The sequence below is a fragment of the Nostoc sp. JL33 genome, assembly GCF_017114985.1.
Classification (GTDB): domain Bacteria; phylum Cyanobacteriota; class Cyanobacteriia; order Cyanobacteriales; family Nostocaceae; genus Nostoc.
Window position 1 is genome coordinate 25,642 of the sequence record NZ_JABXKP010000027.1, and the last position, 25,237, is coordinate 50,878.

A 25,237-nucleotide genomic window follows, 5' to 3' on the forward strand; every position below is an offset into this window, starting at 1 on the left:
AAATAATTAAGCAAATTTAAACCTGTTTCTATTAAAATAAATTATACTCACTTGATTTGCTGTTGTATAAAAAAATTGCAAAAAAAACTTATTACATAAAAATACTTATTCCAAAATCCAGAATCCCAGTTTGGAGTTTTAGAAATTTATTTAAGTACAACTCCTATAAAGAATGTTGTTTGGTTTGCTTGACTATATCTTTAACTCTGGGCATTTTCGTTAATTTATCAGTATTAATACGCAAAAAGCTTTACTTGTACATTTTTTGAAAAACAAAATGAAGCTTTGCGATCGCCATACTTATATCAATATATATCGATGCCTGCGAGTTTTTGATAAATAAAAACTTATTTTAACTAAATTTGTATAAATACTAACTATGTAACATCTTTCCTGAAGAGGAAGAGGTGTAATATTTTTTTCTTTCTTTAAAAAATAATCTCTTGATCTATTTAGTAAGAGCCGTATAATACTTCTAACGGCACAAACAAGTTACTAAATATACTCTTATTTATATCTATTACTTGGGAGTGACGTAACTTTAATCACCACAATCAAACGAGAACTGAGATTATGGAAAGCACATTGTTCACTACATTAACCGACAACGAAGAAGCGAATTTCTCTGGTGGTAAGAAAAATTCCAATAAGATACCTGTTAAAGTGTCTCTACTTAACTCTCTAATTAAGTTAATACTTAAACTGTCTGGCGGCGCTGGCGGCGCTGGCATCATAAATAGCGGCTCTGGCAGTGTTTTTGTGAGTGGAGGCACTATTACTGGTGGAGCTGGTGGAACTGTTAATGTGACAGCAGCTTAACTATCCTATTAGGGCAATAGGCATTATGAGGTTTAGTAGAAGGCAAAGAATAAACGTAAAGACACGATTAACCGCATCTTTACTGGAATAAAGGCTCTTAAATAAACTACCCTGTTGGAGCAGGTTAAGTTACTTTTGCGCCTGTCTTAATTGCTAATCTACTTAAGCCTGTCAAGCTATTAGCTAATTGTTTGATCGCAGTTATCTTAGCATACGTTTATTGTTACCCACAGACTTTTCTTCAACAAACTTAACAAAGTCTATCAACGGTTGCTAGTAGGCAACTGTTGATAAACTTAAGCGGTACTTTTCCCTGAAGATACTGCTCACCTTGAATAGGAAAGTAAGCGTTGCTATTTGAGAAATCAACCAGATTGATCACAATTTAGTAATTTGTGAACGATAACGAAACTCTTTTTATACAACTTACTCCAAACGAATAAGCAAGTCTATCTATTCGTTTGGAGTAAGTAAGCTGAACACACCAAAATTCTCGATATTTTCTCTATTGAGATATGGAATATAAGTATTTTGGTACGCGTTTGCTCTGGTTATCTTAAGGGAAAACAGCTTTGTCAAAGGTCAAATTTTTAACCATGCAGGGATGAAAACCTGCTACTTTTTTGGGTTTTATCAGGAAGTTATTGGGTACTAAGGTTAGCTTTGGCGTGGTTATAGTCATTGCTTCCTGTTGCAAATTTTTACCTTTGTTTGACGACTAACACTGAACAATTAGCCTCTTCCACAACTTCACTGCTAACAGAACCCTGGACAATTCGCTTCATCCCAATCAACCCCCGACTGCCAATTATAATCAAGTCAGTTTTGTAAATATTGGCAAGGCGAATAATCTCTTCAGCAGGATCACCAGTTACCAGTTCTAACTCACTTGTGACTGATAAGTTTTCCTGATATGATTGCAGCTGTTTTTCAATATGAAAATAAGAAAATATTGGGGACTCTGGCTGAGGACTATCAGCAGGTAATTCCATCTCTGACTCTGGTGTGGGAAACACATGACAGAGAATAACCTTGGCATCTTTTGACAACACCAAATTATCTAAAGTCTGAATTACTCGTTCTGCAATTTCCGAACCGTCCAGAGCCACCAAGATATTCTTTAGCACCGCTCTCGTCTCCTCAAGAGTAGACCCCTTACATAAGTATCTAGCAAAATTGGTGACAGCTACACTAAATTAATTTTCCATCTGCCTACTTAGTTTATATATTCGAGGCTGTGCCATAGGTCGGTTTCATCCCACTTTAACGCTAGTGCATTGTAGCAACTGGCGTCGAAGACCTTTTGTCAGTTCTTTGGGGAGGTCTACCCTACTGGCGTCGGTAGCGTCTCCGAACAGGAGAAGCTACTGTCGTCGGCAATGCCTCACTTGTAGACGCGTGCCAGAAGGCTTCCCTTCGAGTAGCAATTGGCACGCGTTAGCCTAGCTTACCGTAGGTATCGCCATCCAAACTTTTAGTCTGAACCTATCGCGTGACTTTTGCCAACAGTATAGGAAAAAATTAAACATTCCAAATCACTCTTCTTGCTGAATTCGGCGTCGTACTGAATCAGCATGGGAAGGTAAGCCCTCTGCTGTTGCTAGCACATCAATGGCACCAGCCACATTTTGCAGTGCTGTTTGGGAGTATTGAATAATACTGGAGTGTTTGAGGAAAGTTTCAACCCCTAATGCCGAAGCATAGCGGGCAGCACCAGAAGTTGGCAAGGTATGGTTAGGGCCTGCCAAATAGTCTCCTACAGCTTCTGGTGTTGAGTAACCCAAAAAGATTGCCCCAGCATGGCGAATCTGTGGTAATAGTGCCCAAGGGTCTTTGATTTCTAATTCCAGATGTTCAGGGGCAAATTCATTTGAAAATTCTGCTGCTGCTTGGAGGGATTCCACAACGACAATCAAGCCGTAGTGAGCGATCGCTTTTTCTGTGTCTATTCGCCGTGGGTGATCCACTAACTGTCTTTCTAAGGCTAATTGCACGTTTTTCGCCAAAGCAGCATCTGTCGTCAGCAAAATTGCTGCCGCCATTGGATCGTGTTCGGCTTGGGCCAGCAAGTCAGCAGCTACATGCACCGGATTTGCGGTTTCATCGGCGATCACCAGCACTTCGCTCGGGCCTGCCAAAGAATCAATGCCGACGGTGCCATAGACAAGTTTTTTCGCTAGGGTGACATATATGTTACCAGGGCCAGTAATCACATTCACTTTCGGAATCGTTTGTGTGCCATAGGCTAAAGCAGCGATCGCTTGTGCGCCCCCAATGCGATAAATTTCTTGCACCCCTGCTTCTTGGGCAGCTACCAAGACTGCTGGGTTAATGGCACCCCCTGGGCCTGGTGGTGTTACCATCACCACATGGGGTACAGCAGCAACATGAGCCGGAATTGCATTCATCAGCACTGTACTGGGATAGGCGGCGCGACCACCAGGCACATACAACCCCGCTCGGTCTACGGGGGTGTAGCGTTTGCCCAGTACTATTTCATCGTCGCCAAAGTGTACCCAGCTTTTCGGTACTCGCTGACGATGAAACGCTTCTATTTGGCGGCAAGCTAGCCGAATTGCCCCCAACAACTCCTTTGACACCTGCTGATAGGCTGCATCCAGTTCCGAGCCTGTAACTCGGAGTTCTTCTGCTTTCAGGGTTTGTTTGTCAAATTCGGCTGTGTAATGCAATACAGCTTTGTCGCCTTGGCGCTTCACTGCTTGCAAAACTTCCCGCACCGTTGCTTCTTTGTGAAGCACCTGTTCGTCATGGGTGCGATCGCAGATCCGTTGTAGTTCTGCTCTGACGTCTGCCTGCTGAGTAATGATTCGCAGCATGGAGTAAGGACAATGCCAAAATTATAATATTCACACCTGAGATTTAGTATTGCTCTTGACCAACTGGGGTGTGGAAGCTGACTCTAATTCTCTTCTCTAGCTTAACCTGGATTTTTTTGATACTCTCTCTCAAGGCTGCCAGCACATGGTTTACTTGAGAAGGCGACTTAATTGCTCTGTCCGACAAGCCTCGGCAGGCTAGCGGCAGGAAGTGGGCGTGGCTATTTACCACTACCCTTATACCCTGACCCTCACTCCTTGCTCTAATGCAGGTAGTGTCTTTGTACATCCAGTCCCCCGGATTTACAGGGGGTAGGGTCTGAGTATAATTTTTACTTATTTTTCTAACTTTTAGTAGTTAACATGTGTACAGACACGATCTATCGGTTTTATACTTTGAAATCCCCGAAACTTACCTGTTTAGAGTTCCTTGCCTTGGACAACATATCCGTTTTAGGGAAAGATTATGGCAATCGCATTGATTAACTTACGTGATGAGTTAGGGTTACTATTTTATTTGATGTATCTCATTTTAACGCATTTCCTAAATTGATGGCACACCCAATTAAGGACTGGGGATTAAGCAGTGGGGACTAGGGACTAAATTCTTCCCCAATCTCCAGTACCCAATCCCCAATGAGAGAATTTTTTTAGGAAATTATAACATTGGCAATTTAGATGCTATATTAGTAAGTCTAGTAGTGTGTGTACATATTAATAGTATTTTTGGAATTGACTGTGGCGAATACAAAGTCTGCTCTCAAGCGTGCCGGAATCGCAGAACGTAACCGACTGCGTAATAAAGCTTACAAATCAGCAGTCAACACGCTGATGAAGAAATACCTGAATGCTGTAGCTGTCTATGCAGCTAATCCTACCCCAGAATTAAAACAAGAAGTAGAAGCTCGGTTATCTGAGGCTTACGGCAAAATCGATAAAGCGATCAAACGGGGTGTCCTTCACCCCAATAATGGGGCAAGGAAAAAGTCGAGATTGGCTCATAAACTAAAACCCCTAACTCAAACAGTAGCAGCTGAATAGTCATTGGTAAGCCAATGCGCTCTTGTGACTCAGGGAGCCAGTAGGTTACAAACTTTCCTAAAGTTGTAGCAAGTGGCGTGAAATACTTTCTTTGCATAGCGCAGCGTCTTCTGGTTCAAAGACGCTAAAGCGAACGAGTCCGCGAGCGTCTAACAAGCCAGTACAATGTTGAGGGTTTGCACGCCACTTGCTCTATGTCTGTTAACCCGTTCAGCGCAGGGCTGCCCCATGAGCGGACTGGCATTTGCTCTGCAAAATTAAAACAAGTGGCGGGCGTAGTTTCCCTGTTGAGCAGCTGGTGATTGCGAAGCGTATGCCTTTGGGTAGCTTCTTTGACAAAAGAAGGATTCACCCGGAGGGTCATTTGTTCTTAGTCGTGATCAGGGCTAATAATTTATGACTAATGACAAAGGACAAAGAATGCAACTGATAGACACGCACGTTCATCTCAACTTTGATAGTTTCCAGCCGGATTTAGCAACAGTGCGATCGCGGTGGCAAGAAGCAGGTGTAGTGCGTTTAGTACATTCCTGTGTTCACCCTGATGAGTTTTCCAGTATTCAATCCATAGCCCAAGAGTTTCCCGAAATCAGCTTTGCTGTGGGATTACATCCTTTAGATGCTGAGAAATGGAATAGCGAGACAGCCGAGAAAATCAAAACTTTAGCGAGTTCTGACTCGAATGTGGTAGCAATTGGGGAAATGGGGCTGGATTTTTACAAAGCTGATAACTATAAGCAACAGTACATGGTGTTCGAGTCACAGTTAGCGATCGCATCTGAACTCAACTTACCAGTGATTATCCACTGCCGTGATGCTGCTGTGGCAACCAGAGAAGTGTTGCAAAAATGGCGCGAACTCAAAGGAGAAAGAGTGCGGGGTGTGATGCATTGCTGGGGAGGAACGCCAGAAGAAACTCAATGGTTTCTCGATTTAGGCTTCTACATCAGCTTTAGCGGGACGGTAACGTTCAAAAACGCCAAAGCGATCCAATCCTCAGCTGCGATGGTGAGTAGCGATCGCCTACTGATTGAAACAGATTGTCCATTTCTGGCTCCAGTTCCTAAACGGGGCGAGAGGCGCAATGAGCCTGCCTACGTGCTTTATGTAGCCGAACAAGTAGCTAAACTGCGTCAGGAAACCCTAGAGGCGATCGCCCATCAAACCACCCAAAATGCCTGTGAATTATTCGGTCTGTCAATATCAAGTGTGCCCTAGTCTCTTTTGTTAAGTTGTGCTAAAAAAAATAAAACTATCGGGGGATAAAAATATGCTAGTATTATTCCCTCAAAAACATTTTGCTTGCGCCATAATGATAAAGGAAGGAACCTAAAAGTTCTCATCTGAATTTTCCGTGCTGTTATGGCTTGGCCATCCTCCAAATCTCTACAAGCGGATGCTCTCCACACATGACTAACCGTGCCAACCCAAATTGAGCTAGATTGCACAACATCGGCTTGGTGTGTATTGAACCTATTGAAAATCGTTAAACAAAATTGCCTTGTGAGTACAATTGCACAAAATGAAGTGATTCTGATTCAAAGCCGACAAGGTACGGATCATTCCCTCAGTCTGAGAATATCTAGGATATCACTGAGAGTATAAACATCAAGGTGGATTTAAGACACACCTGTAGAGCTGCGTCAGAAAATTAACGCGCTTTTTGGAGGGGAAGTGAGGAAAGTAGATCAAACTCAGGAATATCTCAACTGTATATTCTTGTTGAATCAAGACTATAGTAGGCTTTTGGCTTCTGAGTCACAGATTAGGGGCGATTACCCGCTTGTGAAAATTGCTGATTCCAGCCAGCTTTAATCGCTGCGTTTGCCGACAGGTGTAAATAGCAAGTGTGTAAAAAAAGTTCCCAAACAGCTAAGGACACTGGCTAGCAGTGGGAAGCGTCAAATAGCAGTGTCCTTTTGAAAAATTTAACCAGGTTGACAAAGGTAGAGGCATGACTAAAGAAACGTATATGGAACCCGCCTTTCTGTTGCCCGACTTGATTGAAATCCAGCGATCAAGCTTTCGCTGGTTTTTGGAAGAAGGGCTGATAGAAGAACTTAATTCCTTTAGTCCGATCACAGATTATACGGGCAAACTAGAACTGCACTTTTTGGGTCATAACTACAAACTCAAGGAGCCAAAGTACAACGTCGAAGAGGCCAAACGGCGGGATAGTACTTATGCCGTGCAAATGTATGTTCCCACACGCCTGATTAACAAAGAAACAGGGGAAATCAAAGAGCAAGAGGTATTTATTGGGGATTTGCCTTTGATGACCGATCGCGGCACATTTATTATTAACGGAGCCGAACGAGTAATTGTCAACCAAATAGTGCGATCGCCAGGGGTTTATTACAAATCAGAAATAGATAAAAACGGGCGACGCACTTATTCAGCTAGCTTAATTCCCAACCGGGGAGCATGGCTGAAATTTGAAACAGACCGTAACGATTTGGTGTGGGTACGCATCGACAAAACCCGCAAACTCTCAGCGCAGGTACTCTTAAAAGCTTTAGGGTTATCAGATAACGAAATCTTTGACGCCTTACGTCATCCAGAATATTTCCAAAAAACCATCGAAAAAGAAGGGCAATTCTCTGAAGAAGAAGCCCTGATGGAGTTATATCGCAAACTCCGTCCTGGTGAACCACCTACGGTGTTAGGCGGACAACAGCTTTTAGACTCTCGTTTCTTTGATCCCAAACGTTATGACCTTGGTCGCGTCGGACGCTACAAGCTCAACAAGAAATTGCGCCTTTCTGTCCCCGACACAATGCGTGTGCTGACTGCTGGCGATATTTTGGCAGCCGTGGATTACCTGATCAACCTAGAATATGATATTGGTAATATCGATGACATTGACCACTTGGGTAACCGTCGGGTGAGAAGCGTCGGTGAATTGCTGCAAAACCAAGTGCGGGTGGGCTTAAATCGCCTAGAGAGAATTATTCGGGAACGCATGACCGTATCCGATGCGGAAGTGCTGACTCCTGCTTCCTTGGTGAACCCCAAACCACTGGTAGCAGCAATCAAAGAATTCTTTGGTTCCAGCCAGTTAAGTCAGTTCATGGATCAAACCAATCCCCTAGCAGAACTGACCCACAAACGCCGCCTGAGCGCCCTTGGTCCTGGTGGTTTAACCCGCGAACGCGCCGGGTTTGCTGTGCGAGATATTCATCCTAGTCACTATGGACGCATTTGCCCCATTGAGACACCAGAAGGCCCCAACGCTGGATTGATTGGCTCCTTGGCAACCCATGCCCGCGTCAACCAGTATGGCTTCTTAGAAACGCCATTTAGACCCGTAGAAAATGGACGAGTGCGATTTGACGTGGCTCCGGTGTATATGACCGCCGACGAAGAAGACGACCTGCGTACTGCTACTGGTGATATTCCCTTGGATGATGATGGCTATATTAAAGGCCCGCAAGTGCCAGTGCGCTATCGCCAAGATTGGGCTACTACAACGCCAGAGCAAGTTGACTACGTAGCAGTATCTCCCGTACAGATTGTGTCCGTAGCGACCAGCATGATTCCATTCTTGGAGCATGATGACGCTAACCGAGCGCTGATGGGGTCGAACATGCAACGGCAAGCAGTACCCCTGCTCAAGCCAGAACGTCCTCTGGTGGGTACAGGTTTGGAAGCGCAAGGAGCAAGAGACTCTGGGATGGTGGTTGTATCGCGTACCGATGGCGATGTCACCTATGTGGATGCCACAGAAATTCGCGTCCGTCCGAAACCAGCAACCCCCGAAATTAAGTACACCCTTTCCAAGTACCAACGCTCAAACCAAGACACCTGTTTAAATCAGAAACCCCTCGTCCGCATTGGTGAGCGTGTTGTTGCTGGTCAGGTGCTAGCTGATGGCTCCTCCACCGAAGGCGGAGAATTGGCACTGGGGCAAAATATTGTAGTTGCTTATATGCCTTGGGAAGGCTACAACTACGAAGACGCAATTTTAATTTCTGAAAGACTGGTGCAGGATGATGTCTACACCTCAATTCACATTGAAAAATATGAAATTGAAGCTAGACAGACGAAACTGGGGCCAGAAGAAATCACCAGAGAAATTCCCAACGTCGGGGAAGATGCCTTGCGCCAGTTGGATGAACAGGGAATCATTCGCATTGGGGCATGGGTAGAAGCTGGAGATATATTGGTAGGAAAAGTTACACCCAAAGGTGAATCTGACCAACCACCAGAAGAAAAACTGTTGCGTGCAATTTTCGGTGAAAAAGCGCGGGATGTGCGGGACAATTCCCTGCGAGTACCAAACGGTGAAAAAGGGCGCGTGGTTGACGTGCGTTTATTTACCCGTGAACAAGGCGATGAACTGCCACCGGGAGCCAATATGGTAGTCCGGGTGTATGTTGCCCAAAAGCGAAAAATCCAAGTTGGTGACAAAATGGCAGGACGCCACGGTAATAAAGGGATTATTTCTCGGATATTACCAGCAGAAGATATGCCTTATTTGCCCGATGGCTCACCAGTGGACATCGTACTCAACCCCTTGGGCGTACCCAGTCGGATGAACGTCGGACAAGTATTTGAGTGCCTTTTGGGTTGGGCTGGTCAGACCTTGGGAGTGCGATTTAAGATTACTCCCTTTGACGAAATGTACGGTGAAGAGTCATCCCGCCGAATCGTGCATGGCAAATTGCAAGAAGCACGAGACGAAACAGGCAAAGACTGGGTATATAACCCAGATGATCCAGGCAAAATCATGGTGTTTGATGGTCGTACAGGCGAACCCTTTGACCGACCAATCACTATCGGTGTGGCTTACATGCTGAAACTGGTGCATTTGGTAGATGATAAGATCCACGCCCGTTCCACAGGCCCATACTCACTGGTGACTCAGCAACCCTTGGGTGGTAAAGCCCAACAAGGTGGTCAGCGGTTTGGGGAAATGGAAGTGTGGGCATTGGAAGCCTTTGGTGCAGCTTATACCTTACAGGAGTTGCTCACAGTTAAATCTGACGATATGCAAGGAAGGAATGAAGCGTTAAATGCGATCGTTAAAGGTAAGGCAATTCCTCGACCTGGAACTCCAGAGTCCTTTAAGGTGCTAATGCGCGAGTTGCAATCATTAGGGTTAGACATTGCCGTACACAAGGTAGAAACCCAAGCAGACGGCAGTTCCCTAGATGTGGAAGTCGATTTGATGGCAGACCAATCAGCCCGTCGCACACCTCCTCGTCCCACCTATGAATCTCTTTCCCGCGAATCGCTGGAAGAAGACGAGTAAAGAGTGCTGAGTGCTGAGTGCTGGGTGCTGAGTATTAAAAAACTCAGTGATTGGCATTTAGCACTTGGATCTCTGTTAATTCAAACCTTAAAACTAAATATACTCAAAACTCAAAACTCATAACTCAGCATTTAAGTATGAGACCTGCCCAAACTAATCAGTTTGACTACGTAAAAATCGGCTTGGCTTCCCCTGAACGCATTCGACAGTGGGGCGAGAGAACATTGCCCAATGGTCAGGTAGTCGGTGAAGTTACCAAGCCAGAAACGATTAATTACCGAACTCTCAAGCCAGAGATGGATGGCTTATTTTGTGAGCGCATCTTTGGCCCCGCGAAAGATTGGGAATGCCATTGTGGCAAGTATAAAAGAGTTCGTCACAGAGGTATTGTTTGTGAGCGCTGTGGGGTAGAAGTTACCGAGTCACGGGTGCGTCGCCACCGTATGGGGTATATTAAACTCGCCGCACCAGTAGCTCACGTCTGGTATCTCAAAGGCATTCCTAGCTATATTTCCATCCTGTTGGATATGCCCTTGCGGGATGTCGAGCAGATTGTCTATTTCAACTCTTATGTTGTCCTAAGTGCAGGTAATGCCGAAACTTTAACTTACAAACAGCTACTGAGTGAAGACCAGTGGTTGGAAATAGAAGACCAAATTTATAGCGAAGATTCTGTGCTGCAAGGCGTAGAGGTAGGTATTGGTGCTGAAGCACTCTTGCGCTTGCTTGCCGATATTAATTTAGAACAAGAAGCCGAAAGCCTACGCGAAGAAATTGGCAACGCCAAGGGACAAAAGAGAGCCAAGCTAATTAAGCGACTGCGGGTGATTGACAACTTCATCGCCACTGGTTCCAAACCAGAGTGGATGGTAATGGCAGTTATTCCCGTGATTCCCCCCGACTTGCGCCCAATGGTGCAGCTAGATGGCGGACGGTTTGCCACCAGCGATTTAAATGATTTGTATCGGCGGGTAATTAACCGCAACAATCGTTTGGCACGCTTGCAAGAAATTTTGGCACCAGAGATTATTGTGCGGAACGAAAAGCGGATGCTGCAAGAAGCAGTAGATGCTTTGATTGACAATGGTCGTCGGGGACGGACTGTGGTAGGGGCAAATAACCGACCCCTAAAATCTTTGTCCGACATTATTGAGGGTAAGCAAGGACGTTTCCGACAAAACTTGTTAGGTAAACGGGTTGACTACTCTGGACGTTCTGTAATTGTTGTCGGGCCAAAGCTGAAAATTCACCAGTGCGGTTTGCCTAGAGAAATGGCGATTGAGCTATTTCAACCATTTGTGATTAACCGCCTGATTCGTAGCGGTATGGTGAATAACATCAAAGCTGCGAAAAAGCTGATATCGCGTAATGACCCCAGTGTATGGGATGTGCTGGAAGAGGTGATTGAAGGACACCCGGTGATGCTCAACCGAGCGCCGACACTGCACCGATTGGGTATTCAGTCTTTTGAACCGATTTTAGTAGAAGGTAGAGCGATTCAACTGCATCCTCTAGTGTGTCCAGCGTTTAACGCCGACTTTGATGGCGACCAAATGGCGGTACACGTCCCTCTATCGTTAGAAAGTCAGGCTGAAGCGCGGTTGCTGATGTTGGCTTCTAACAATATTTTGTCCCCAGCCACAGGGAAACCGATCATCACGCCCAGCCAAGACATGGTATTGGGGGCCTATTACTTAACAGCAGAAAATCCCGGTGCGACAAAAGGCGCAGGAAAGTACTTTTATTCGCTGGATGACGTAATTATGGCTTTCCAGCAAGAGCAAATTGACTTGCACGCCTATATTTACGTGCGGTTTGACGGTGAAATAGAATCAGACCAACCGGATACAGAACCCCTGGAAGTGACGGAAAACGATGATGGTAGCCGGACATTACTTTATAAGTTCCGCCGAGTCAGACAAGACGCTAAGGGCAATGTAATTTCCCAGTATATATACACAACGCCTGGTCGCGTTATTTACAATAATGCCATTCAGGAAGCACTAGCAAGTTAGTGATGAGTGCTGAGTAGGAAAACCACTCAGCACTCAGCACTCAGCACTCCCAATGACTCAGGACTCATGACTAATGACTAACGAAAAAATGATTTTTCGCAATCGTGTGGTTGACAAAGGTCAACTGAGAAATTTAATTTCTTGGGCTTTTACGAATTTTGGTACGGCGCGAACCGCAGTGATGGCGGACAAACTCAAAGATTTGGGATTTCGCTACGCTACCAAAGCAGGGGTTTCCATCAGTGTAGATGACTTGATGGTGCCACCAACTAAGCGATTGCTATTAGAAGCAGCCGAAGAAGAAATTCGCGCCACTGAAACCCGTTACCAACGGGGAGAAATTACGGAAGTAGAACGCTTCCAAAAGGTAATCGATACCTGGAATGGTACCAGTGAAGCCTTGAAAGATGAAGTAGTCGTCCACTTCAAGAAGACTAATCCTCTGAACTCCGTATACATGATGGCATTCTCCGGCGCGCGGGGTAACATCTCCCAAGTGCGGCAATTGGTGGGGATGCGGGGACTGATGGCAGATCCTCAAGGGGAAATTATCGATTTGCCCATCAAAACCAACTTCCGCGAAGGACTAACTGTGACGGAATACATTATTTCGTCTTACGGTGCCAGAAAAGGATTGGTAGATACTGCCTTGCGGACGGCTGACTCTGGTTATCTCACCCGCCGTTTGGTGGATGTATCCCAGGATGTGATTATTCGGGAATTTGACTGCGGCACCACCAGAGGAATTCCGATTCGACCAATGACAGAAGGTGCTAAAACCTTGATCCCTCTAGCAACCCGCTTGATGGGACGAGTAATTGGCGAAGATGTGGTGCATCCGGTGACAAAAGAAGTGATTGCACCACGCAATTCCCCAATTTCTGAGGACTTGGCGAAGAAAATTGAAAAATCTGGGGTGGCAGAAGTTATGCTGCGATCGCCCCTAACTTGTGAAGCTGCACGTTCCGTCTGTCAACACTGCTACGGCTGGAGTTTAGCCCACGCCAAAATGGTGGACTTGGGCGAAGCTGTGGGGATTATTGCCGCCCAAAGTATCGGTGAACCTGGTACCCAGTTAACCATGCGGACATTCCACACGGGTGGTGTGTTTACTGGAGAAGTGGCGCAACAAGTTCGTTCTAAAATCGATGGAACTGTTAAGCTTCCCCGCAAACTGAAGACCAGAACATATCGTACCCGCCACGGTGAAGATGCCCTCTATGTTGAGGCTAATGGCATCCTGCTTTTGGAACCAACAAAAGTAGGTGATGTTACCCCAGACAACCAAGAAGTTCATCTGACTCAAGGTTCAACACTATATGTATTTGATGGAAATAAGGTAAAACAAGGTCAGTTGTTGGCAGAGGTTGCCCTTGGTGGACGTACAACTCGGACTAATACAGAAAAAGCAGTTAAAGATGTCGCCTCTGACTTGGCAGGGGAAGTGCAATTTGCCGAAGTAGTTCCAGAACAAAAAACCGACCGTCAGGGTAATACCACAACTACAGCCGCACGCGGTGGCTTGATTTGGATTTTGTCTGGGGAAGTTTACAACTTGCCGCCCGGTGCAGAATTGGTGGTGAAAAATGGTGATGCGATCGCCTCCAATGGAGTTTTAGCAGAAACCAAGTTAACCACTTTGCACGGCGGTGTAGTGCGCTTGCCCGAAGCTACCCCTGGTAAGAGTACCAGGGAAATTGAGATTATCACCGCTTCTGTAGTCTTAGACCAGGCAACAGTAACAGTCCAAAGTTCCCAAGGTCGCAATAATTACTTAGTCTCCACTGGCAATAACCAGGAATTTAACCTCCGGGCTACACCAGGCACAAAAGTGCAAAATGGTCAAGTAGTAGCTGAGTTGATTGATGACCGCTATCGTACAACCACTGGTGGATTTTTGAAATTCGCGGGTGTAGAAGTCCAGAAAAAAGGCAAAGCCAAGCTGGGTTATGAAGTCGTGCAAGGCGGTACTCTTTTGTGGATTCCCGAAGAAAGTCACGAAGTCAATAAAGATATCTCCTTGCTGTTGGTAGAAGACGGTCAGTTTGTGGAAGCTGGCACCGAGGTCGTGAAGGATATCTTCTGCCAAAACAGTGGTGTCGTAGAAGTGACCCAGAAAAACGACATCCTGCGGGAAGTCGTGGTCAAGCCAGGGGAACTGCTGATGGTGGACGATCCAGAAGCAGTTATCGGGCGAGATAACACCTTCATCCAACCAGGTGAGGAATTCCAAGGCAGCGTCGCCACGGAATTGCGCTATATCCAGTATGTGGAGACACCAGAAGGTCCCGCCCTGTTGAGTCGTCCAGTAGTTGAGTTTGCCGTACCGGATAATCCAGATGTGCCATCAACTACATCGATAAGTCAACAAACCGGGCGATCGATTCAGTTGCGGGCTGTGCAGCGACTACCTTACAAAGATTCGGAACGCGTCAAGTCCGTTGAAGGTGTGGAACTGCTGCGAACCCAGCTAGTGCTGGAAATTGAGCAAGAAGGGGAACAAGACCACAATGCTTCGCCTCTAGCAGCAGATATTGAATTAGTTGAGGATACTGAAAACCCAGAAGTTCAACGCTTGCAACTGGTAATTTTGGAGTCCTTAGTAATTCGTCGAGACATTACCGCCGATGCCACCCAAGGTAGCACCCAGACCACACTTGAGGTACAAGATGGGTTAACCATCTCCCCTGGTTCTGTGGTCGCACGTACCCAAATCTTGTGTAAAGAAGGCGGGGAAGTGCGGGGCGTCCAAAAAGGAACCGAAAACGTGCGTCGCTGCTTGGTGTTACGCGACATTGACAGGCTGATCACCAATACTACTACTCAGCCTAAGGTGAAAGTGGGTGACTTGCTAGTAGAAGGTACAGAAGTTGCTCCGGGAATTTTTGCCCAAGAATCAGGGAAAGTAGTGGACGTTAAAAAGTTAGGAGTTAAGAGTGAAGAGTTAGGAGTTAATTCCGAAACTCCTAACTCTTCACTCCAAACTCAAAACTATGCTATTACTACCCGCATCGGTCGCCCTTATCGAGTCAGCCCTGGTGCTGTGTTGCAGATAGAAGACAGCGATTTGGTACAACGGGGTGATAACTTGGTGTTGTTGGTGTTTGAACGCGCCAAAACCGGAGATATTATTCAAGGTTTGCCCCGGATTGAGGAACTGCTTGAAGCTCGTAAACCGAAAGAAGCGTGTATTTTATGTCGGCGGGCGGGTGAAGTTAAGGTAGTTTACGCTGAAAGTGGTGATGAAGCGATCGCCATCAAGGTCGTAGAATCAAATGGCGTGGTAACAGATTATCCTCTAGGCCCAGGACAAAATTTGATTGTGCCAGATGGAGCGACTGTGTTAGCTGGACAACCGTTGACCGATGGCCCATCCAACCCCCACGAAATTTTGGAAATCTTCTTTAGCCTGGGTTCCGAAGACGGAGTTTATGCTTGTGCTAGCCATGCTTTGCAGAAGGTACAGAGTTTCTTGGTGAATGAAGTGCAAATGGTGTATCAATCTCAGGGGATTGATATTTCTGATAAGCACATTGAAGTAATTGTTCGCCAGATGACCAACAAAGTCAGGATTGATGATGGTGGTGACACCACAATGCTTCCCGGCGAATTGGTAGAACTGCGCCAAGTTGAGCAGGTGAACGAAGCTATGGCAATTACAGGCGGTGCTAGGGCACAGTATACCCCAGTATTATTGGGTATCACCAAAGCATCGTTGAACACCGACAGCTTTATTTCCGCCGCATCCTTCCAAGAGACGACACGCGTACTAACCGAAGCAGCTATCGAAGGCAAATCCGACTGGCTGCGCGGATTAAAGGAAAACGTGATTATCGGGCGATTGATTCCGGCTGGTACTGGGTACAATACCTATGATGAACCCGGTGCGATCGATGATTATGCTGCTGAGATTAGCAGTAGTGTCTTGGATGAAGTTGATGATCCCCTAGATATGGTCTTAGATGACCGCACAGCTCGCACCTATAATTTAGATTCTCCTACTCTTGGGGAATCTGGTTTTGGTAGCAGACGTGCAGAAAGGTCAATTCTAGAGGACGAAGATGAATTAATCGCCGATGAAGTACCAGACGACGACGATTTTGAGGAAGAAGAGGAAGACGAGGAAGATGATTTCGACGAAGAGTAGAGACTTGAAATTTCGCGTCTCTATTAAAAGGTAAAAGGTAATATTAAGTCTGCTGAATTACCCATAGGAAAACTATCCCACCTTGCCAAGGGGAGGGATAAACCACCTGGACATTATATAAAAAGGCAAAAGAAATCTTCTTTTGCCTTTTTATTTTGCTTTCCAGAAACACATGACCTACACTAGTACAGCAAGCTGACGCCTAAATCCGCTAAGTGTGCATCTCTATAAATCTAGCAATAGCTAGATGCTGTAATTCTTTCAAAAGCTATAATTTACATCTGTTGCACCGAGAGATTAACTTGTGGATGTCATATTAGAACGATCGCAGGAATTAAAACAAGCTTTAGTTGATTTTGTCCTTGATGCTGAAGGCGAACTGGCACAAGCACTGGAAACTTATGCAGCAGCACAGTTGCGCCGTGGAAGTGGCGATAGTACACAGCAGGACTTAATCATCGATAGCTTTCTGACAGCAGGGAAAGTCGGTGAAAAGTCACCATTAGAGTTGTTTATCGCCAGCCATCCAGATTTGGAGCAGAGCGATCGCAGCCTGATCAACAGTTGGCATCATAGTTTTATTGGCTTATTTGCCATAACTAATATTCTACCTGATGGCTTTGAATTGACGAACTGGTTGACAGATAAACCCTACATCGTCAAGCCAAACAATACTCAAACATTACAGGCAATATCTCGGTTGAAAGTAGGAGAAATCTTGCTAACTCGCATTTCTCCTGTTACCGATAGCTACTGGATGTTTTCTGGCCCTTACACAGTGATGGGTAAATTGGGTAAGCCAAAACTTGCTGTAGCAATTGGTAATTTTAAAGAAAACTATAAAAGTAATCTTTACAGCGATGCTCCAGACTTGCTAGAAGAAGCTTGGCAGTCAGTAGGAGAATATCATCAGCAGTTTGTGGACTTTTTTGGCACTGATGAAATCACACTACCTGGATACCAGCTTAATAAAAAAATAGCGGAATTTCAAGAAGTAATTACTGAAAAAACCTTTGCAGCAGCAGGGATTGATACTTCTAAATCCTTGGCAGAAGTGGCAGAAGCGGCTGGTATTGGAGACGAAGAAATCAAAGCAGCAGCACAAGAATTTGGTGCTGACTCAAATGCAGTTTCTCAGATGTTTAACAGCAAAAGTGGCAATAGCAAAATGGTTATGCCAAAAGTTGATTTACCTGCTGAACTAAAGAAAGCTGAACAGGTAACGGCTCTTTCTCATCCCCGTTGGGGACAAATGTTTTTACCAACATATAGTAAGGTACAAGCAATTTTATCGGCAGAGGATTGGCAAAGTGTTCAAGGCGCTGAAAAACTAGTTCGCTACTACTTGGAAGATAAAAGTATTAATGCCTTTATTTGGCATCGATTAGCGCAACAGTATCCAACTAAATTAGAAAATGTCTTGCAAACACTTTTGCAACGTCCAGAGTTTCACCTTGAAAGTGACTTGAATGCACTTTTGCAAGAATTCCACAAACCGATTGAGCCAGAATTACCAGACATTGCCAGTGTACCCATACATTTGCATAACTTATTTCAAGAAGCTTTAGGAGAAGTTAACAAATCTAAGCCCAAGGGTAAGGGGCAACAAAAGCCAGGAAAAGGTTTTCAATAAAATTAACAAATATATCCAACATCTCACCCTACCCACTTAGGGTTATATGGTTTCGCAGGTAGAGTCGTTTGTAGGAGTACACACCAAGGTATGTACTCCTACAAACGCATGGGGTGAAATCAACGTTAAAAACCAGATGAAGACCGGGTATTTATATCTAAAGATCGGTAGATAGCAGGTGAACAATCTCATCTACGATTTCCTCTGGACTCTCAAGCTTGACTAGAAATCGATTAAAGCCAGCATTCAAAGCCTTATGAATTGATACCTCCCGTGTATAAGAAGTGATAGCGATCGCGGGTAACTCTCTTATAGATGGGCAAGAATGCAATCGAATTTGCTGAATTAACCAGTTTCCATCATGATGAGGCAACTTCATATTGCACAGCAGAATATCGGGATGAAGCGATTCTACCAAAGCAAGGGCTGCTTCTGCATCGGTTAAAGCCATCACCTCTGCACCTGCTGCTGACAAAATGAAGATGAGCAAATCTGCTATATCTGGCTCATCCTCTACCAGTAAGATCAGGGTTCCAATAAGTTGCTGGAGCGAATTTAACTCAGTTTCTTGATTGATTTTTTGATCGGTTGCCATGCCGTCCTTTTATTGTCTGCTAAAATCTGCTATTTTTATTGCAACGCATGGAGCGGAATAAGTATTCACCCTAAATACACAAACTTGGGGTGAAAATCTTTAGAACAGGCTTTAATTATTTTTTGCTAACAGGTAATTGGAGAAAAGCTATTACCCATTACCCATGACTCATTACCGACTTTCCGCCTGAGTTGACACTGTTAATACTTGCGGTGGTGTGGCATCCGGTGGATAGAGAAAGTCTACTTCTACTAAGGAGCGATCGCCTGCTTTCATATTTAATAAAACTAACGGTTCCCCTGGTTGACCTCTCTTTTGCACTAAATGCACAAACTCTGTTTTTGGCTGACCTTGGTCATCTTTGTAACGTACCCGCACCGTTCCTCGGAAAAATACTTGAGGGGCTGGTGTACTCAAAAAGCGTAACCCCGGTTTTCCCAACTGATCCTCTTTGAGTGGCGTTTGTATGGACACACTAACAGTTTGAGGACTTTGAGTATTGTTGTATAGCGGCAACTTGAGACTATATTGAACTCCGTAGTTCCCATGAGCGCGATATGCGGTGTCAGGATAGCGCACCAGCATGGTAGCACTTTGAATTTGACCAGTTCCTAACGTACCACCATGCAGGGTGCTCAGAGCGTAGGAAAACACTTGACCAGGCTGGGGAATAGTTAGATACCTTTTTTTGGGATTATCTACTAATAAGGCTCTCCATTGGGAACCACCAGCTACTCCGGCTACACGCCCATAAACTCTAGGCTTACCAGTTTCCTCAAGGGGAGTAGGAGTTTTATCTCGTGGGCCAGCTAAATCTCCATTATCTAGTAAATTTTGCCATTCTTCTAAAGTAGGCGATCGCTCACTACCATCGGGATTTACACGCGCAAACATCGCTAGGCTAGCTGCATAGACAGTGCCATTAGTCCACAGTCGCATCAAGGTAGACCGACCATTCAGAGGTGGTGTCAGTCCCTGCACAGGAATTGGCAGATTGAGTAACATCCGACTTTGCCCTGGTGGAATCTCAATTTGGGCAGGAAAAATCTCTTGTCGCACTCCCCTAAGCACATCAGACATGACGCGATCGCCTGGCCCAGCAAAAACTGTACCTAAAAGATTTTGACTAAAAGATGGTAACTGAATAAATGGTGCATCCGGTTGACTCAAATAACTCGCCGCCTGCCAAATATTTACCTTCACTGCTTCAGAACCAGGGTTATGCAAAATTATCCCCAGATAGAGCGATGTCTCCGACGGGCTACGCCGAAGCAAATTTTCTGGTGGTTCCGCCTTAGTAATGTGGTGGGCAAAAATATCAAATCGCCCCCGAAAGGGAAAATTCAAATGCGCCGTTGGCACTTTTTTACCATCTGGTGGAAAAGTCGAAAGTAAAATCCCTTCTTTCAATACCAACTCTGGACTATTACTGTTAAACGTTGGCACTGTATCCAGTTGGCCTGGTAAAGGACGCACTTGTTGTGGTTGCACCACTTCTTCAGGTGGTGGTGTGGCAGGAGTTGTTTGGCCAAGCAGAAAATTTAGTAACAATGGCAACATAAATTTAAATATTTTCTCCACCATATAGACACCGAAAAATTTATGAAAGTGCCAGGTTGTTAATAATTGATACGAAATCTGCAAGTATCTCGCTTAAATTTTCTTGATTGAAACCGGAACGTGGACAAAAATACAACAAGCCCTGAGTTGTTTTTGGCTTAACTAGTCCAACGGTCAATAGTAAAGACACTCTGGTGCGTCCGCTACGCAAACACAGACAAATTTCCCCCAGTCGTGGCTAATCTGAATTGCCGCTACTTCTACCACAAATTTCTCTAAATCAACCTTTGTGTGCAAAATACTTTCTCCACATCTAGCTTCCACACTTAATTTTGTGCGACTTGCAGCCATGCCACAACAGATGATGTAATCAGGTTGGATTGCATTGATTTTTTCAATTACCCGATCACTGGCAAGTTGGACATCTACGGGTAACTGGTGCAAAAAAGTGAAGTCATGGGGTATCAACTCAAGTTTGGTAACTTCAACTAATAAATCATCATCAGAATTTGACTGTTGATCCTTTAGCCAAATATCAAAAGAAGTTAATAGAATTCTTTTCTTCATAACAAATATTATTTAGAATAGAAAAACCCTCCATAATAAATTTACAAGGAGCAGGTAAATGCCAGTTATTGCGGTCGTAGACTACGAGATGGGAAATTTGCACTCAGTCTGCAAAGGCTTGGAAAAAGCTGGGGCAACTCCTAATGTTACTTATTCTCCAAAAGAATTAGAGCAGGCAGATGCAATAGTCCTGCCGGGAGTTGGAGCATTTGATCCAGCAGTGCAACACCTGCGATCGCGTGGTTTGGAACAACCGATTAAAGAAGCGATCGCATCTGGTAAACCTTTTTTGGGAATTTGTTTAGGATTGCAAATTCTCTTTGAATCAAGTGCAGAAGGTATCCAACCAGGACTGGGAATTATCAAAGGAAAAGTGCGGCGGTTTCGTCCAGAACCTGACATCACTATTCCTCACATGGGTTGGAATCAACTGGAAGTGACTCAGCCAAAAAGTATTTTATGGGATCATTTACCGTCCGATCCTTGGGTGTATTTTGTCCATTCCTACTATGTTGACCCAATAGACCCGCTAATACTTGCAGCAACCGTCACCCACGGTACTCAAACCGTAACAGCTGCGATCGCCTACGAAAACCTGATGGCAGTCCAATTTCACCCCGAAAAATCTTCTAATATCGGATTGCAAATCCTGTCTAATTTCGTTGCTCAAGTCCGCGAAAAAATTCCTGCCTAATATTCTTTTTGTCATTTGTCATTTGTTTTTTTGTTAATACCTGAAAATGCCCATTCACCAATGACCAATGAGTCTGAGAATTTACGGCAATCGCCAGCTAAAAACTTTACCAGGTAAAGAAACTAGACCCACCAGTGCGCGGGTAAGAGAGGCAGTCTTTAATATTTGGCAGGGACAAATTACAGGTTGCCACTGGCTAGATTTGTGCGCCGGTACTGGTTCAATGGGTGCAGAGGCTTTGTGTAGAGGAGCTAACCTAGTAGTGGGAATTGAACAATCGAGCCGAGCCTGTGCCACCATCGAACAAAATTGGCAGCAGGTATCTAATGGCGAGCAAGAATTTCGGGTATTGCGGGGAGATATTACTCAGGAGTTAAAGACTTTATCAGGCAAGCAATTCGATAGAATCTACTTTGATCCACCTTATGCCAGTGGATTATATGAGCCAGTATTAGAAGCGATCGCTCACTATCAACTTTTAGATCCTAGCGGTGAAATCGCAGTTGAACACACCTCACAAGGTTGGACACCGCCAGAGATTCCTGCTTGGGAAATTTGCCGCAAAAAAGTTTACGGCAACACATCACTTACTTTCTACAGAATTTAGGAATGAGAGGATCACAGAGAGCAGGGGGAGAAATAACTCCTGCCTCCTGCCTCAGCACTCAAAACTGAGCACTCCTCATCCCCCCAACTGATTGGGGCGCTTGTATTGCTGATAGGCAGCGTAAAACAGTCCGGCGAGGGTGACGAAAACTAGACCAAGGACAATACCTGATAGCAGGGGTTCAACCACTGTAAATCTCCTCTTTGTAATTATTAAATATTCGTTGCCTGTTTTTGATTTTACCAAATTTGGTATGAATCCTGCGCCCTACAGCCTTTTTAGAAGGCGACTACCCACAATAAAATAGTCTCTGTGCTTGCAGACACAATCAAGAACTTTTAAGCTATGTGTAGGAAATGAAAACTTTTTAGCACACCTAGACTTTCACAGCAAACCTTTTGGATAACCAAATTATCAAACCTGAAATTTTGATTCAGCGGATCGTTTTATTGACGCTGGCTATACTGCTAGCAGTCCCTTTGGGCTTTTTTGGTGTTCAGTTGGTTCAAGCCTCCGATCCATACGTCAAGAGTGTTCTATCCTTAACAGGAAACCCAGTTCAAGGACACGCGATCTTTCAAATTAACTGTGCTGGTTGTCATGGCTTGGAAGCAGATGGGCGAGTGGGACCAAGTTTGCAAGCTGTTTCAAAGCACAAGTCTCGGTATGGACTGATTCACCAAGTGATCAGTGGCGAAACACCGCCAATGCCAAAATTCCAACCTAGTGCCCAAGAAATGGCGGATCTTTTGAACTATTTAGAGTCGTTGTAGACATTAGAATTTTTGGTTGCGGGATACATAAATCCCTCATGGAAAAAGGCAGCATTGGACGTGCTGCCTTTTTCCATCTCTGAGAACTTTTAATAGACGACGAGAATTTGTAGATGTGCAAGGTAAGCGCGGCTTATCACCAGGAGTCCATGTGTGGGGGCACCTTCAGAATGAAACAAAGCTAGAGTTAGAGTGAGTATTTTTACTTAACTAAAAACACCTTTGTTAGGAGAGGGTTATCTCAAAGCACCCTAACTCAGTCTGATAACTTCGTCTTCTAGCGTTGCAGTGGCGAAAACTGTCATTAGTCATTTTCTTTTGTCCTTGTCTTCACATCTGGTCGTACTTACGTAGAATCTTTGATAAAAACTCATATAAACTGTATATTTTAAAGTATGTTAAAGTCACTATTTAATTAATTATTGCGAAAGTGAGGTTAGCGTACCTAACTCGGTAGGATTAAGACAAAAGCTCCCAGTGAATGGGCTACGGTATAGGTTCTTTAACAAACTAGATATTCTTGAGATGCCCGAAAGCTAATGACTGAAGCGATCCAAATCGGTAATCGTACAATCACAGTTAGTGAACTGATTTCCTTACTGGCAAATTACCAAATGCTCCCACAGTTGCAGCGCGAATTGATCATCGATGAGGCGATAGAGCAAAACTCGCGCTCCGCAAATGTAGCAATATGTACGCCAGAGGAAGTAGCCCAAGCTAAACAGCAGTTTTATGCCGAAAAACAGTTCAAAAATGAAGAAGACATCCAGGCTTGGATGGCACATCAAGGGCTGACTCCCGAACAACTAGAAGTTATTACCACTCGTAAGCTGAAAATTGAAAAATTCAAGCAAGCCACTTGGGGTAATAAACTGGAATCCTACTTTTTTCAGTCCAAGGCAAAACTAGACAAAGTAATTTATTCCCTGCTGCGAACCCAGGATGTAGGGATTTCCCAAGAACTTTACTTCCGGATTCAGGCAAAAGAAAACTCTTTTGCTGACTTGGCGCGGGAATACTCACTCGGTCCAGAAGCCCAAACAGGCGGTTTAGTCGGTCCGATTGAACTCAATGCACTACATCCGGTAATGGTGCAAATGCTCTCTAGCAGTCAACCAGGTCAGATATTGCCCCCTACCCGCATCGCTGACTGGTTTGTGATTTTGCGGCTGGAAAAATTTATTCCAGCACAACTGGATGAATTTATGAAAGTGCGCCTGCTGAATGAACTCTTTGAAACCTGGCTACAAGAACAGCAAAAGCAAATCATGTCTGCACCACAGGAGGAGAAGAGCACGGGATCACGCAAAGAAGGCGATAAACCTTTAACCTAAGCATGGGAAGTGACTCCCATGCTTGGCTTCCAAACCGGAGGTAGCGAGCGATCGCAGATGTGGCGTGAGACTTTTCCGGTGACACGGGAGCAAACATCGTTTATGTAAGGAAAACTTTTAGTCGCCTTATATTTTTATAAAAGTTAGATGTTCGCCAATAGCCATAAAGATGAAAAAAATACCCACCAAACCTGCAACCACACGAGCTACTGCGCCAAAACGGGATTCACCACTGGTATTTATAAGCCCCATGAGTAAAAAGAATGAGCCAATAAGTAAGAGAATCATCTCAAATATAAAGTTACCCATTTTTTACTATCCTTTGACTAAATAAATGTCAAAAATGTTAAAAATTTGAGTAAGCGTTCAGGTGACGAAAACATGGCAGCTCACCCTGCTACCCCCTGAACGCTTACAAATTTGAAACTATGCAACCGAATGATTATATGTATACGCTAACCACTAGTAGTAATTAAGTAAATTAGGATAATTACGGAAATCTTAAAGTTTTAATGAGAGTAACAGCTATTTCATATGGCGTAATAACTGGAGTTTAGACTAGTCAGGAGTGCGAAACTGTTGAACAAATCAGATATAAAGCTTTGTTAATAATCAATAGTTACATGTGCCAAGTATTGATTATTAACAAAGCTAATTTTAACTATCCCCCGCTAGTTTTGATACTGTAGCATTTAATTGACGTAACATCGGATATCTATTGAGCCTGCTAAGAAAGTACTACTCAAAAACATACTTAAGAACGATTAACTATTAAAATTTCCTCAAAAATAATTGACAAAAATTCATCTTTCATTGAGATTCAGCCATCATTTTTATTCCCAGAGGTTTAAAGAAGAGAAAATCGCGCTCGTCAATTTATTTTTTCTGGCGATCGCCTACAGTGGGCGGAATGCCATTGCCGGAGAGTGCATTGTAGGCGATTGCATCCTTGATTGCTTTGGTAATACTTAGTTCAAATATACTATATATTTCCTGCTGAAGTTTTGGGTGGGTGCGCTTATATTTGATGTACATCAATTGCCGTAAAGGTTTGGAGTTTCGCACTCCTGACTAGTCTAAACTCCAGTAATAATTAGCGGTAGTCAAAGTAAATGTACGTTGGGTAAAGCGCAGGGCTATTTCATTCTAAAATGTCACGTTTTATGATTAGGGTTAATTGTCACAAAATGGGCATTTTTGAGGGTAGGTTCGTTTCTAAATTATTGTTTTTCCTAAAAAGGTTCGTAAAAACTACAAACAAAAACCCCCTAGCTCATATCATTGCTAGGGGGTTTTTGTTGTAATTATAAAACCTGGCATCGAGCTATTTTTGCGTAGGGCTACCCCTAAACTATCGTGGC

18 protein-coding genes and 1 pseudogene are annotated in these 25,237 nt (G+C 44.3%); 11 read left to right on the forward strand and 8 right to left on the reverse strand.

Features of this window, described 5'->3' with window-relative positions:
• Positions 1–573 precede the first annotated feature (573 nt).
• The gene (locus HWQ23_RS06715; protein WP_292825372.1) at positions 574–819 is read left to right on the forward strand and encodes a hypothetical protein; all 246 of its coding nucleotides are present in this window, start codon (positions 574–576) and stop codon (positions 817–819) included.
• Positions 820–1,520: 701 nt separating this feature from the next.
• On the opposite strand, the gene HWQ23_RS06720 is transcribed toward HWQ23_RS06715, so the two are convergent.
• On the reverse strand, positions 1,521–1,946 hold the full coding sequence (locus tag HWQ23_RS06720) for a universal stress protein (protein ID WP_292825374.1): 426 nt from the start codon (positions 1,944–1,946) through the stop codon (positions 1,521–1,523).
• A gap of 408 nt (positions 1,947–2,354) precedes the next feature.
• Positions 2,355–3,656, reverse strand: a complete 1,302-nt coding sequence (gene hisD / locus HWQ23_RS06725) for a histidinol dehydrogenase (protein WP_292825377.1) — start codon at positions 3,654–3,656, stop codon at positions 2,355–2,357.
• A gap of 738 nt (positions 3,657–4,394) precedes the next feature.
• Here hisD and rpsT point away from each other — a divergent pair.
• From rpsT to HWQ23_RS06755, 6 genes are all read left to right on the forward strand, one after another.
• Positions 4,395–4,697 carry a 30S ribosomal protein S20 gene (gene rpsT / locus HWQ23_RS06730; protein ID WP_292825379.1) on the forward strand — a complete coding sequence of 101 codons (303 nt, stop codon included), beginning with the start codon at positions 4,395–4,397 and terminating at the stop codon, positions 4,695–4,697.
• Positions 4,698–5,117: 420 nt separating this feature from the next.
• Positions 5,118–5,915, forward strand: coding sequence for a TatD family hydrolase (locus tag HWQ23_RS06735; protein WP_292825418.1), 798 nt, complete (start codon positions 5,118–5,120; stop codon positions 5,913–5,915).
• A gap of 736 nt (positions 5,916–6,651) precedes the next feature.
• Positions 6,652–9,951 (forward strand): DNA-directed RNA polymerase subunit beta, encoded by a 3,300-nt coding sequence (gene rpoB, locus HWQ23_RS06740; RefSeq protein ID WP_292825382.1) that lies wholly within the window; start codon positions 6,652–6,654, stop codon positions 9,949–9,951.
• A 137-nt stretch (positions 9,952–10,088) separates the two neighbouring features.
• Positions 10,089–11,966 (forward strand): DNA-directed RNA polymerase subunit gamma, encoded by a 1,878-nt coding sequence (locus tag HWQ23_RS06745; protein WP_292825385.1) that lies wholly within the window; start codon positions 10,089–10,091, stop codon positions 11,964–11,966.
• A gap of 73 nt (positions 11,967–12,039) precedes the next feature.
• Positions 12,040–16,113 (forward strand): DNA-directed RNA polymerase subunit beta'', encoded by a 4,074-nt coding sequence (locus HWQ23_RS06750; protein ID WP_292825388.1) that lies wholly within the window; start codon positions 12,040–12,042, stop codon positions 16,111–16,113.
• Between the two features lie 304 nt (positions 16,114–16,417).
• Complete coding sequence (locus tag HWQ23_RS06755) at positions 16,418–17,746, forward strand: hypothetical protein (RefSeq protein WP_292825391.1); 1,329 nt, start codon at positions 16,418–16,420, stop codon at positions 17,744–17,746.
• Positions 17,747–17,903: 157 nt separating this feature from the next.
• Here HWQ23_RS06755 and HWQ23_RS06760 read toward each other — a convergent pair whose 3' ends face one another.
• From HWQ23_RS06760 to HWQ23_RS06770, 3 genes and pseudogenes are all read right to left on the reverse strand, one after another.
• Positions 17,904–18,341 carry a response regulator gene (locus HWQ23_RS06760; protein ID WP_292825394.1) on the reverse strand — a complete coding sequence of 146 codons (438 nt, stop codon included), beginning with the start codon at positions 18,339–18,341 and terminating at the stop codon, positions 17,904–17,906.
• A 171-nt stretch (positions 18,342–18,512) separates the two neighbouring features.
• Complete coding sequence (locus tag HWQ23_RS06765) at positions 18,513–19,901, reverse strand: DUF3370 domain-containing protein (RefSeq protein ID WP_292825397.1); 1,389 nt, start codon at positions 19,899–19,901, stop codon at positions 18,513–18,515.
• Positions 19,902–19,941: 40 nt separating this feature from the next.
• Positions 19,942–20,468: pseudogene (locus HWQ23_RS06770) on the reverse strand (C15 family peptidase).
• Positions 20,469–20,526: 58 nt separating this feature from the next.
• Here HWQ23_RS06770 and hisH point away from each other — a divergent pair.
• Both hisH and rsmD read left to right on the forward strand, forming a co-directional pair.
• Positions 20,527–21,162 carry an imidazole glycerol phosphate synthase subunit HisH gene (gene hisH / locus HWQ23_RS06775; protein ID WP_292825400.1) on the forward strand — a complete coding sequence of 212 codons (636 nt, stop codon included), beginning with the start codon at positions 20,527–20,529 and terminating at the stop codon, positions 21,160–21,162.
• Positions 21,163–21,229: 67 nt separating this feature from the next.
• Positions 21,230–21,769, forward strand: a complete 540-nt coding sequence (rsmD, locus tag HWQ23_RS06780; RefSeq protein WP_292825403.1) for a 16S rRNA (guanine(966)-N(2))-methyltransferase RsmD — start codon at positions 21,230–21,232, stop codon at positions 21,767–21,769.
• A 75-nt stretch (positions 21,770–21,844) separates the two neighbouring features.
• Here the strand turns inward: rsmD and petG are convergent, their stop codons facing one another.
• Positions 21,845–21,958 (reverse strand): cytochrome b6-f complex subunit V, encoded by a 114-nt coding sequence (gene petG / locus HWQ23_RS06785; protein ID WP_292800335.1) that lies wholly within the window; start codon positions 21,956–21,958, stop codon positions 21,845–21,847.
• A gap of 209 nt (positions 21,959–22,167) precedes the next feature.
• Between petG and HWQ23_RS06790 the strand changes: the two genes are divergently transcribed.
• Positions 22,168–22,542 carry a c-type cytochrome gene (locus HWQ23_RS06790; RefSeq protein ID WP_292825406.1) on the forward strand — a complete coding sequence of 125 codons (375 nt, stop codon included), beginning with the start codon at positions 22,168–22,170 and terminating at the stop codon, positions 22,540–22,542.
• A gap of 539 nt (positions 22,543–23,081) precedes the next feature.
• Positions 23,082–23,876: a peptidylprolyl isomerase gene (locus HWQ23_RS06795; protein ID WP_292825409.1), complete on the forward strand. Its 795-nt coding sequence runs from the start codon at positions 23,082–23,084 to the stop codon at positions 23,874–23,876.
• 126 nt (positions 23,877–24,002) lie between these two features.
• Here HWQ23_RS06795 and HWQ23_RS06800 read toward each other — a convergent pair whose 3' ends face one another.
• Together HWQ23_RS06800 and HWQ23_RS06805 are read right to left on the reverse strand one after the other, a co-directional pair.
• Entirely contained in the window at positions 24,003–24,185 is a 183-nt protein-coding gene (locus HWQ23_RS06800) for a hypothetical protein (RefSeq protein WP_292825412.1), read from the reverse strand.
• Between the two features lie 567 nt (positions 24,186–24,752).
• Positions 24,753–24,941, reverse strand: coding sequence for a hypothetical protein (locus HWQ23_RS06805; RefSeq protein ID WP_292825415.1), 189 nt, complete (start codon positions 24,939–24,941; stop codon positions 24,753–24,755).
• Positions 24,942–25,237 lie beyond the last annotated feature (296 nt).